The organism is Arthrobacter sp. 10T416 (assembly GCF_056394165.1).
On record NZ_JBFTHI010000010.1, the window covers coordinates 128,227 to 139,293 of the forward strand.

The following is an 11,067-nucleotide window of genomic DNA, read 5'->3' on the forward strand; positions in this document are numbered from 1 at the left end:
TTTCGACGGTTCCCTGCGTACTCGACGCCGCTGAACATCGGGTGCGCACGGAACCGTCGAAGCGGTGTCGGATAGGCTGACCGGATGCTCATTGAGATCCCTGCCGCCGACGGCACCGCCGAGGCCCTGGTAGCCCGCCCTTCCACCGGTGAGGGCCCGTTCCCGGGGGTCATCCTGTACATGGACGCCTTTGGCCTGCGCCCCCGCATCCAGGACATGGCGCAGCGCATAGCGGACTGGGGCTACGTTGTTCTGGCCCCGAATGTTTTTTACCGTGAAGGCACAGCAGCCAGCCTCGCCCCGGCAACAGACATGACGACGACGGCGGGCCGCGAGGAGGCGGGCGCGGCCGCTTTCCCGCGGGTTGGACGCCTCACGTCGGACAAGGCTGTCCCGGACATCGACGCCTGGCTCGGCGCACTGCGCGGGCTCGACGGCGTCGCCCCTGGCCCGGTCGGTGTCACCGGCTACTGCATGGGCGCCCGGCTTGCTGTGCGCACCGCCACCGCCCACCCGGACGCGGTGACAGCGTGCGGCGGCTTCCACGGCGGCGGCCTTGCGACCGGCGAGCCCGACAGCCCCCACCTCGAACTCGGGAACGCACGTGCACGGTTCGTCTTCGGCCATGCCGATCATGACCGGAGCATGGCGCCGGACGCGGTGGCCCGTCTGGGAGAGGCCCTGGCCGCGGCCGGCCTGAACGCCAGCAACGAGGTCTACGCGGGGGCACCCCACGGTTATTCGATGGCGGACACCTCCGCGTTCCATCCGGAGGCCACGGAACGGCACTTCCGCGAGCTTCGCGACCTCCTCGACGGGACGCTCAAAGCCTGACGCCCCCGCCGTTTCGACGGTTCCCTGCGCACACGACGCCCTTCCGCGTCGAACGGGCGCGGAACCGTCGAACCGGCATTGCCCACATACCTGAACCGGCTCCTGGGCATGCGTTGGCTGGTGGTCGAGGCTGGTCCCATGCCTCGACCACTCCCCGCCTCCGCTGACCTGTGGCGCACCGACCAACTCCTGGCCGCCGGGCTCACCTCCCGCGCCATTGCCGAGCTGGTGCGGGGCGCGGCTCTGGTCAGGCTCCGCCGCGGCTGTTACGCCCGCGGCGACTGGTGGCGGCAACTGAGCGCACCCGACCGCCGTCGTCAGCTCATCACCGCGCATGCGCTGGGAACGCTGACGACGTCGGCGGGCGGCTTCGCCTACAGCCACGCCTCGGGGGCCAGCCTGCACCGCCTCCAGTTGTGGAAAGTCGATAACCGGGTACACCTGACCCAGGAGACGTGCCCGTCAGGGATCTCGCACGGCCGGGAAGTGGTGGCCCACACCCGCCGCCTGGGCAGCCGGGAGGTGTGCTTTGTGGACGGGCTGCCCTGCACGTCCCTGGAGCGCACCGTGGTGGACTGCTGCCTGACGTTCACCGTTCCGCAGGACGTCGTCCTGATGGATCACGCGGTCCGGATGGGCGCGGATGTGGCCTACCTCCGGGACAGTTGCACAGGCCTGGCCGGCCGCAACGGCGTCGTCGCGCTGAGGCGTGCGCTGGAGTTGGTGGACCCACTGTCCGAATCTGCCGGCGAGAGCCTTACCAGGGAGCTCCTGTACCGGCTGAAGATCGCGCCGCCGCGACTGCAGTACGTCGTCCGGACACCACTCGGCGAGCACCGGCTGGACTTTGCCTGGCCCGAGCGCCGGGTCGCGCTCGAGTTCGACGGCAAGGCCAAATACTTCGACTACAACCCCACCGGCGACGTCCTGTTCGCCGAGCGGCGGCGCGAAAAGGTCCTGATGGAACAGGGCTGGACGTTCCTCCGCATCGAGTGGAAGGACCTGTTCAACGAGGTGGAGTTCAAGTACCGGGTGCTGCGGGCATTGAACGACGGCGCTGCGGCCAACCGGCCGCCATTTCGACGGTTCCGTGCCGGCTAGACGCTACGGGGCGTCGAGTCGGCAGGGAACCGGCGAAACGGCGGATTACCGCCGCGGGGTGTCCAGCACGCCGTCGTCGTCCCGCTCCGGCGAGGCCGAGGGAGAGGCGGCAACGCCGGCGCCCACGGCCACAGGCTGGTCCCACGCGTGGCCCTGCTCGTGGTCCAGGTGCGTGGACTTCTTGTTCTTCAGCGCGAAGATGTAGACCAGCAGCGAGATGGCGATGGCCACTGTGACGTAGGTGAAGAACAACTCCTCCTGCCCGGCCTTCTGCAGTGCGGCGCCGATCAGCGGCACCGTCCCGCCGAAGAGCGAGTTGGCGATCGCGTAGCCCAGCCCGACGCCGAGAGCACGGATGGAGGCCGGAAACAGCTCGGCCTTCACCAGGGCGTTGATCGAGGTGTATCCGCCCACGATCAGCAGGCCGCCCATCATCAGCAGGAACGCCGTGAACGGATCCTTGGTGCCGGCCAGGGTGGAGAGCAGCGGCCAGGTGAAGAGCACGCCGGTGATGCCGAACCAGAGCAGGAGCGGCTTGCGGCCCACCTTGTCCGAGATGATGCCGTAGACCGGCTGGAGCAGCATAAAGATGAACAGCGCCCAGAAGTTGATCACGGAGGTGTCGGTCTTGGCGATGCCAGAGGTGTCGTTCATGAACTTCAGGATGAAGTTTGTGTAGGTGTAGAACGCCACGGTGCCGCCGAGGGTGATGCCGATGCAGATCAGCAACGGCTTCCAGTAACTGGTGAACAGCAACTTCATGGTGCCGGGCTGGGCCTGGCCCGCGACGGCCGGGGCCTTGGCGGCCTCGAGCTGCTCGGCGGAGACGGTTTCCTCCATGGAGCGCCGCAGCCACAGGACCACCAGGGCAGCAACGCCGCCGATCGCGAACGGGATGCGCCAGCCCCACTCGGTCAGCTCGGCCTTGGGCATCACGTTCTGCAGGATGACCAGGACCAACAGCGCGAGCATCTGGCCGCCGATCAGGGTGACGTACTGGAAGCTCGAGAAGAACCCTCGGCGCTTGGTGGTGGCGGCTTCGGACATGTAGGTGGCGCTGGTGCCGTACTCGCCGCCGACGGAGAAGCCCTGGATCACGCGGATCAGGACCAGCAGAATCATGGCCCAGAGGCCGATCTGCTGCTGGGTGGGCAGTACCGCGATGGCGAACGAACCGGCGGACATCATCGTCACGCTCAGGGTCAACGCGGCTTTGCGTCCCTTCCGGTCGGCGTAACGGCCGAAGAACCAGGCGCCGATGGGGCGCATCAGGAACGACGTCGAGAACACCGCCATGGCCTCGAGGCCGGCCTGCAGGTCGTCCTTGGAATTGAAGAAGTGCGACTGGAAGTAGGCCGCGAACACTGTGTAGACGTAGAGGTCGTACCACTCCACGAGGTTGCCGGCCGATCCTTTGAGGATGTTGCCGACGGCTTTTCTGGTCTGTGCTGCTTCGGACAGTTGGGTGCTCATCAATGAACCTTCCTGGATCCGGCGCCGCATGTGAGCAACACCGTCCGCCACCTTAGTTGCCGTGATCCGGAACACTTTGCTTTTGGTCATATTGGTCACACGCACAGTGCGGCGGGATTTCCGGCAGCGGCAGGATAGGCCCATGACTTCTTACGCCGTGGACAACGTGACCTCCGACGCCAGCGCCTACCCCGCCGTCGCCCTGACAATTGCCGGCTCCGAGGCCACCGGTGGCGCCGGTGCGCAAGCGGACCTGAAGACCTTCCAGGAACTCGGCGTCTTCGGCATCGTGAACCTGACCTGCATCGTCTCCTTCGACCCGAAGGACAACTGGAACCACCGCTTCGTTCCCGTGGACCAGCAGGTGATTGCCGACCAGTTGGAGGCGACGACGGCGGCCTACGGTCCCGCGTCCGGCGCACCGTCCGCTCTGAGCACCGTGAAGATCGGCATGCTGGGCAGCCCGGCGACGATCTCCACGGTGGCGGCCGCCCTGTCCGACTCCGCGCTTACGAACGTGGTGCTGGACCCGGTGCTGATCTGCAAGGGCCAGGAGCCCGGCCACGCCCTGGACACCGACCAGGCCCTGAAGGCCCAGATCCTGCCGCTGGCCACGTTCGTGACGCCGAACCACTTCGAGGCCGAGTCGCTCTCCGGGCTGGAGATCACCGACGTCGAATCCCTGAAGGCGGCGGCTGTCCGTATCCACGAACTCAGCGGAGCGGCGGTGCTGGCCAAGGGCGGCGTGCGCCTGGCCGGGCCGGACGCCGTCGACGTCTTCTACGACGGCGAGACCCTGGAGGTCCTTTCCGCTCCGAAGGTGGGCGAAGTGGCCGTCTCCGGTGCCGGCTGCTCACTGGCCGCCGCGGTGACCGCTGAGCTGGCCAAGGGCGCGACGCCGCTGGACGCCGCGCGAACAGCCAAGGATTTCGTCACCGCGGGGATCCGGAACCGTGTGGCCTCGGGCGCGCCCTTCGACGCGCTGTGGCAGGGCGGCCCGCGCTAACTGGATGCAATGATCGCCGGAGGGAACCGGCATGGCACAGCACTTCGAGTCGGTCGAGGAATACATCGCGTCGTTTCCGGCTGACGTGCAGGAGGCGCTCCAGGAGATCCGGCGGCGCTGCCATGCCGCGGTACCGGACTCGGGCGAGACGATCAGCTACGGCATCCCGGCCCTCACGCTTGGGGGCAAATACGTCGTATATTTCGCGGCCTGGACGCACCACATCTCCGTCTACCCGGTGCCCGACGGCGACCAGGCGTTTCGCGAGTCCATCGCACCGTACCGCGCGGCGAAGGGGACGCTGAGATTTCCCCTGGCGAAACCGGTTCCGTACGAGCTGATCGAGCGGGCGGCGGCGCTGCTGGCGGCGGAACGCCGGGGCCAAACGCCCTAAGCCACCCGGCCGGGGTCCCGCGCCCGCCCCGGCCGTTTCGACGGTTCCCTGCCCACTCGACGCTCAGCAGCATCGAACCGGCAGGGAACCGTCGAACTGGGCGCAAGGCCCCGCCTAACGCGGCGGGCTCAGGAACCTGCGGCGCCGGGGTTTGCCACCCTGCCCGTGAAGAGCGGAATCCCGGTCTCGGCGTGGATGATCTCGAAGAGGAACGGCCGGTCGAAGCGGATCTCATTGATCATGGCTCCGGCGCTCCCGGGCCGGGCGTTGATCTGGGTGGCAGCAGCGGCGACTGTGCCCTTCTCCGCCACGGTGATGCTGGCGGACTGTCCTGCCGCCTGGATTGTGAGGCGGCGTTGAATCGAGTTGAAGTCCGTCTCGGTCTGCAGCATGGTCCGAAGGCCAAGGTCAGTGAAGACCTGCCGGAGGTCGAAACTGCTCTTTTGATCCCATCGCGGCAAGTAGAGCTGCGTGGGCGACGGGGTTGCTGCATCCAGGGCCGTAGCCGCGCCGGCCAGATACTGCGATCCGGTGCCGGGAGTCCCGGCGTCCGGCAACACCAGCCGCAGCACAAACCCGTCCGCGTAGGGAAGATCGGCGGCCTGCCAGCCCCGGTCGCGGGCCGACGGGACATCCTGCACGCCGGACAGTGTGGGCACGGTGACCTGACCGCCATCCGCCGTCGTGAACGGCCGATCGGCGGTCTCGGACGGGTCGAAGGGGACCTTCCAGGCCGCGGCGAAGTAGACCGCGTCGAGAACGCTGAACGCGTCCCTGCGGTCATACGTCGCGGGCGCCTTTTTGATCCGTCCGCCGGTGTTCTTGTTCACCCAGGCGTCGATCGCCGGCCTGGTGGCGGCCTCATCCTGGAAGTCCACCGGGTACACGCCGGTACCGTAGTGCCGGGCCAAAGACTGCAGATAGGCCTCACCGGTTGGCTCGCGCTTGTCCACGAACAAGGCGTTGGCGGTGTGCAGGACCGGCCGGCGCGGAGGGTTCTTTTCGTCGACGGAACCGGGGTCGCCGTCGAACGCCTCGAAGGAGGCGAGGAGCGCATTCAGGGCTTCGTCCCGGTTCTGCGTGGGCAGGCCCAGGACACGGTCCATCTCGGCCGCCGTCGCCCCGGACGCCCCGGCGCGGAGCATCGCGAGGGCAATCAATAGGCTGCCCGGCGAGCCCACCACGTTGCCGTTCCCGGCGTCGCCGCCGTTGGCGATCAGGGCGGCGCCCAGTTTCCGCGCGGACGCCCGCAGCTGGCCCAGTTCGGCCGGGTAGGCGGACTGGTTCGCCGCGACGCGTTCGACGCCGTCGGCCTTCAGCAGAGCGGGCGGCGAGGCCGCGCACGCCGTCAGGACCAGCGCCAAGCCGGTGACGGCCGCAAGCATACGTGCAGGAATCTTCTGTTTCATCGCGCCCCCAAGGCCCGCGTAGCCGCGCAAAACGACGGGGATCCGCCTTCCGTCAGTCAAGCATCGGCATCGCGCCAACGCGACCCCACCGTGGTCACGATTTGGCGCCGAATCCCGCGCTCGCCCCGGGCGTTTCGACGCTTCCCTGCCCGCTCGACGCTCCGCAGCATCGAACCGGCAGGGAACCGTCGAAACGGCACTAGGCGCCTACCGCCGCGGGATGTTCCGCAGGTTGCTGCGGGCCATGCTCACGGCCTCGCCGGCACCCCGGTTCAGCACCACCTTGGACATGGCCGTGGCGAAGCCCAGGATCTGCGCGCCCTTGATCTTCGGCGGGATCGAGAGTGCCTTCGGGTCCGTGATGAGCTCCACGAGGGACGGGCCGGGGTGCGCGAAGGCCTCCCGGTAGGCAGCCTCGATCCGGGCCGGGTCGGTGACGCGGACGGCGTGGAAGCCCAGCGCGCGGGCCACCTCGGCGTAGTTGGCGTCGGGCACGTCCACACCGAAATCGGGCAGCCCGTCCACCAGCATCTCCAGCTTGACCATGCCGAGCGTGGAGTTGTTGAAGACCACCACATTGACCGGCAGCCGGTGCGCCGCGACCGTGATCAGCTCCCCCAGCAGCATCGACAGGCCGCCGTCGCCGGAGACCGACACCACCTGCCGTCCGGGGTAGGCCAGCTGGGCGCCGATGGCGTGCGGCAGCGCGTTGGCCATGGAACCGTGCAGGTACGAGCCGATCAGCCGCCGGGTCCCCAGCGGGTTGATGTACCGGGCGGTCCACACGTTGCACATGCCTGTATCCGCGGTGAAGACCGCGTCCTCGGCGGCCACCTGGTCCAGCAGCGAGGCCGCGTATTCGGGATGGATCGGCTGGGTCTTTTCGACCTTGCGGGTGTACGCCCCGACGGCCTTGTTCATCAGCCGGTCGTGCTTTTTGAGCATCGCGTCGAGGAAGCGGCGGCTCTTCTTCGGCTTCAGCAACGGCATCAGCGCGGTGAGCGTGGGCAGCACGTCGCCGTGCACCGCGACGTCGACGTCGGTCCGCCGGCCAAGGTTCTGCGCGGCCCGGTCCACCTGCGCCGTCCGGGTGCCGGGAAGGAACTGGTCGTACGGGAAGTCGGTGCCGAGCAGGATCAGCAGGTCCGCGTCCTCGATCCCCTCGGCCGCGGCGCCGTAACCCAGCAGGCCGGTCATGCCGATGTCGTACGGGTTGTCGTACTGCATAAAGTCCTTGCCGCGCAGCGAGTGCCCGATCGGCGCGGCCACCAGTTCGGCCAGCGCAATCACCTCATCGTGCGCGCCCTGGACGCCGGCCCCGGCAAAGATGGCCACCTTGCCGGCGTCGTTGATGGCATCCGCCAGTTCCTGCACGCTGGCCGGGTCGGGCACCAGGGCTGCGGGCCGGAAGGCAGCGGGGGCGGGGGTTTCGGCGGTTGCCTCCAGGCCGGCGATGTCCCCCGGCAATGTGACGACGGCGACGCCGCGAAGGGCGACGGCGTGCTGGATGGCGCTGTGCATCACGCGCGGGGCCTGTTCGGCCGTGCTGATGAGTTCGGAGTACACCGAGCACTCGTTGAAGAGCCGGTCCGGGTGGGTTTCCTGAAAGAAGCTGCTGCCGATCTGCTTGCTTGGGATGTGCGAGGCGATGGCCAGCACCGGGGCGCCGGAGCGGTTCGCGTCGTACAGGCCGTTGATCAGGTGCAGGTTGCCGGGCCCGCAGGAGCCGGCGCAGACCGCGAGTTTTCCGGTCAGCTGTGCCTCGGCCGCGGCGGCGAAGGCGGCGGCTTCCTCGTGCCGGACGTGGATCCAGTCGATTCCGCCCTTCGCGGCGCCGCCGGTTTTCCGGACGGCGTCCACGATCGGGTTGAGGCTGTCGCCCACAATCCCGTAAATCCGCTGCACGCCGGCAGCCTGGAGTTGTTCGACAAGCTGGGTGGCAAGTTCCTTGGCCATGAGTGCACGCTCCCGCGGGATGGATCGACGAGCTGACACTGGCCACAATAGTCGCCCCAGCTCCAGCCACGCCCGGAGAGTGCCCCGGAGGCACCGCCGGAGCTCCGGCGCCGGTCAGTGTCAGTTCCCGGAGTGGGCCTGCAGGAAGGAGTAGACCTCGGTCTCATCCACGCCGGGGAAGGCGCCCGGGGGCATCGCGGCGAGCAGGTGCGAGTGGGCGCGGGCCGAGGGCCACGCGTTGCCCGCCCACTCGGTGGCCAGCGCCGCCGGCGGGCGTTTGCAGCAGCTCTCGTCCGGGCAGGTGGATTTGGACCGTTCGGTGGTTTCCCGGCCGCGGAACCACTTCACCTGCGCGTAGGGGACCCCCACGGAGAGGGAGAACTCCCCGTTCGCGGACCGTTCCGTGCGGGCCGTGCACCAGTAGGTTCCGGCCGGGGTGTCCGTGTACTGGTTGTAGGCGCTGAACTTGTCCGGCACGTCGAACACCACCCGCGACGTCCAGTTCCGGCACGACGGCTGGCCCTCGATGGCGCCGGTGTGGTCCTGCGGGAACGTTACGCCGTCGTTCTCATAAGCCTTGTAGATGATCCCGCTTTTGTGCGTCTTCTGGAAGTGCGTGCGCAGGTCCAGGTGCTGCGTGGCGAGGTTGGTGAACCGGTGCGCCGCGGTCTCGTAGGACACGGCGAACGCGTCCCGAAGATCCTCCACCGCAATTTCCTTGGCCGAGGAGCACCGAACGGGGGTCGTGGTCGCTCCGGGCGTTCTGCGTGAGGTAAATCCGGCGGTTCTTCAGGTCCGTCACCGAGCGGGTGGAGTGCGGCAGGTCGCCGACGTGGTGCAGGCTGAACCCGAGGTGGCCAGCGATGTCCGCGATGACGTGGTGGGACAGCGGCCCGCTGGTGTGGCCCACGGACGCGAGGACCTTCTGCGCCTCCGCCTCGTACTCCGGGAAGTAGTTGTTGCGTTCGCGCATCATGGCCCGCAGCTCACCGTTGGCGCGGCGGGCTTCCTCGGGGGTGGCCACCTGCTCGTTCAGACGGCGTTCCAGCTCATGCTGCAGGCCCACCATGGACTCCAGCACGTCCATGGGAAGCCGCGAGCTGATGCGGATTTTCGGCAGGTTCAGGGACTCGTACAGCGGGCTGCGCTGGTAGCGTTCCAGCTCGATCTCGAGGGCGGCCCGGCGGTTGGGCGGCTCCGCGCCCAGAAGCTCGTCGATGGTAACCCCCAGCGCGGCCGCGAGCTGCTGAAGCAGTCCAAGCTTGGGTTCGCGCTTGCCGTTTTCGATCAGGCTCAGCTGGCTTGGGGCGGTCCCGACGGCGGCGCTCAGGTCATCGAGCGTGAGCCCGGCCGCTTTGCGCAGGTGCCGGACGCGGCGGCCCATGCTGATGACATCGACCTCCGGATCGGCGGGGTGGGGCGCGGGCTCGGCCTGACGGTTCCAGCTGCTGGGATGCATTTTTTGAGAATACGGGAAGAACTGCGTTTCTTTCCAGACTTTTCCCCTAGAAAGCCCCCTGAAAGTGAAGAAAAGTAGATCTCACGGAAAGATTCACCGCACCGGATGAACCGGCAGGAACCCGCAGAGACGCGGCCCCGCCGGCCGGACCCACCAAGGAGACAAAGATGACCGCAGCATTTGAGCCCACCCAGCAGACGCCCGAAGAGCAGGCCGCCGCCCTGGAGCTCGAGTGGGCCGCCAACCCCCGCTGGGAAGGTGTCACCCGGGACTACTCAGCCTCCGACGTCGTCCGCCTCCGCGGCCGGGTCTCCGAGGAACACACCCTGGCCCGCCGCGGCTCCGAGAAACTGTGGAAGCAGCTCACCGAGGAGCACAAGGACGGCAAGTACACCAATGCGCTGGGCGCCCTGACCGGCAACCAGGCCGTGCAGCAGGTCAAGGCCGGCCTCCGCGCCATCTACCTCTCCGGCTGGCAGGTCGCCGCGGACGCCAACAACTCCGGCCACACCTACCCGGACCAGTCGCTCTACCCGGCCAACTCGGTCCCCACGGTGGTACGCCGCATCAACAACGCCCTCCTCCGAGCGGACCAGATCGAGTTCTCCGAGGGCATCCAGACGGTCGAGGACTGGATGGTGCCGATTGTTGCCGACGCCGAGGCCGGCTTCGGCGGCCCGCTGAACGCCTACGAGCTGATGAAGTCCATGATCCAGGCCGGCGCCTCGGGCGTGCACTGGGAGGACCAGCTCGCCTCGGAGAAGAAGTGCGGCCACCTCGGCGGCAAGGTCCTGATCCCCACCCAGCAGCACATCCGGACGCTGAATGCCGCCCGGCTGGCAGCCGACGTCGCCGGCACCCCGTCGGTCATCATCGCCCGCACCGACGCCGAGGCAGCCACCCTGATTACCTCCGATGTCGACGAGCGCGACCAGGAATTCATCACGGGTGAACGCACCCCTGAGGGCTTCTACAAGGTCCGCAACGGGATTGAACCCTGCATCGCCCGGGCCAAGGCCTACGCCCCGTATTCGGACCTCATCTGGATGGAAACCGGGACCCCGGACCTGGAACTGGCCCGGAAGTTTGCCGAATCGGTCAAGGCCGAGTTCCCGGACCAGATGCTCTCCTACAACTGCTCGCCGTCGTTCAACTGGCGCAAGCACCTCGACGACGCGACCATCGCGAAGTTCCAGCGCGAACTCGGCGCCATGGGCTTTACATTCCAGTTCATCACCCTGGCCGGCTTCCACGCCCTGAACTACTCAATGTTCGACCTCGCCCACGGTTACGCCCGGGAAGGCATGAGCGCCTATGTTGAGTTGCAGGAAAAGGAATTCGCCTCCGAAGCCCGCGGCTACACCGCCACCAAGCACCAGCGCGAAGTCGGCACCGGCTACTTCGACGACATCGCCACCGCGCTCAACCCGAACGC

At 67.8% G+C, this 11,067-nt stretch carries 8 protein-coding genes and 1 pseudogene; 5 read left to right on the plus strand and 4 right to left on the minus strand.

Annotated features, from left to right (window positions below; translation table 11 throughout):
• Window positions 1-84: 84 nt before the first annotated feature.
• Complete coding sequence (locus AC1DBE_RS11920) at window positions 85-834, plus strand: dienelactone hydrolase family protein (RefSeq protein ID WP_476970661.1); 750 nt, start codon at window positions 85-87, stop codon at window positions 832-834.
• Between the two features lie 138 nt (window positions 835-972).
• Window positions 973-1,935 (plus strand): type IV toxin-antitoxin system AbiEi family antitoxin domain-containing protein, encoded by a 963-nt coding sequence (locus AC1DBE_RS11925; RefSeq protein WP_476970662.1) that lies wholly within the window; start codon window positions 973-975, stop codon window positions 1,933-1,935.
• Window positions 1,936-1,980: 45 nt separating this feature from the next.
• Here AC1DBE_RS11925 and AC1DBE_RS11930 read toward each other — a convergent pair whose 3' ends face one another.
• Window positions 1,981-3,408: an MFS transporter gene (locus AC1DBE_RS11930; RefSeq protein ID WP_476970663.1), complete on the minus strand. Its 1,428-nt coding sequence runs from the start codon at window positions 3,406-3,408 to the stop codon at window positions 1,981-1,983.
• A gap of 142 nt (window positions 3,409-3,550) precedes the next feature.
• Here AC1DBE_RS11930 and AC1DBE_RS11935 point away from each other — a divergent pair, with 142 nt between their 5' ends.
• Window positions 3,551-4,414 carry a hydroxymethylpyrimidine/phosphomethylpyrimidine kinase gene (locus AC1DBE_RS11935; protein WP_476903563.1) on the plus strand — a complete coding sequence of 288 codons (864 nt, stop codon included), beginning with the start codon at window positions 3,551-3,553 and terminating at the stop codon, window positions 4,412-4,414.
• A gap of 31 nt (window positions 4,415-4,445) precedes the next feature.
• On the plus strand, window positions 4,446-4,808 hold the full coding sequence (locus tag AC1DBE_RS11940) for an iron chaperone (RefSeq protein WP_476878342.1): 363 nt from the start codon (window positions 4,446-4,448) through the stop codon (window positions 4,806-4,808).
• A 128-nt stretch (window positions 4,809-4,936) separates the two neighbouring features.
• On the opposite strand, the gene AC1DBE_RS11945 is transcribed toward AC1DBE_RS11940, so the two are convergent.
• The 3 genes and pseudogenes from AC1DBE_RS11945 to AC1DBE_RS11955 all read right to left on the minus strand — a co-directional run bounded on the left by AC1DBE_RS11945 (window position 4,937) and on the right by AC1DBE_RS11955 (window position 9,632).
• The gene (locus tag AC1DBE_RS11945; RefSeq protein WP_476903562.1) at window positions 4,937-6,217 is read right to left on the minus strand and encodes a serpin family protein; all 1,281 of its coding nucleotides are present in this window, start codon (window positions 6,215-6,217) and stop codon (window positions 4,937-4,939) included.
• 207 nt (window positions 6,218-6,424) lie between these two features.
• Complete coding sequence (locus AC1DBE_RS11950) at window positions 6,425-8,173, minus strand: pyruvate dehydrogenase (protein ID WP_476878344.1); 1,749 nt, start codon at window positions 8,171-8,173, stop codon at window positions 6,425-6,427.
• A 120-nt stretch (window positions 8,174-8,293) separates the two neighbouring features.
• A pseudogene (locus AC1DBE_RS11955) lies at window positions 8,294-9,632 on the minus strand (helix-turn-helix domain-containing protein).
• Window positions 9,633-9,799: 167 nt separating this feature from the next.
• Here AC1DBE_RS11955 and aceA point away from each other — a divergent pair.
• A partial coding sequence (aceA, locus tag AC1DBE_RS11960; protein WP_476970664.1) for an isocitrate lyase occupies window positions 9,800-11,067 on the plus strand: 1,268 nt, incomplete at its 3' end.

Bases quoted from the DNA above. Each gene is read 5' to 3' on its own strand.
- AC1DBE_RS11920 (WP_476970661.1), top strand. From the start codon at position 85: ATGCTCATTGAGATCCCTGCCGCCGACGGCACCGCCGAGGCCCTGGTA.
- AC1DBE_RS11925 (WP_476970662.1), top strand. From the start codon at position 973: ATGCCTCGACCACTCCCCGCCTCCGCTGACCTGTGGCGCACCGACCAA.
- AC1DBE_RS11930 (WP_476970663.1), bottom strand. From the start codon at position 3,408: ATGAGCACCCAACTGTCCGAAGCAGCACAGACCAGAAAAGCCGTCGGC.
- AC1DBE_RS11935 (WP_476903563.1), top strand. From the start codon at position 3,551: ATGACTTCTTACGCCGTGGACAACGTGACCTCCGACGCCAGCGCCTAC.
- AC1DBE_RS11940 (WP_476878342.1), top strand. From the start codon at position 4,446: ATGGCACAGCACTTCGAGTCGGTCGAGGAATACATCGCGTCGTTTCCG.
- AC1DBE_RS11945 (WP_476903562.1), bottom strand. From the start codon at position 6,217: ATGAAACAGAAGATTCCTGCACGTATGCTTGCGGCCGTCACCGGCTTG.
- AC1DBE_RS11950 (WP_476878344.1), bottom strand. From the start codon at position 8,173: ATGGCCAAGGAACTTGCCACCCAGCTTGTCGAACAACTCCAGGCTGCC.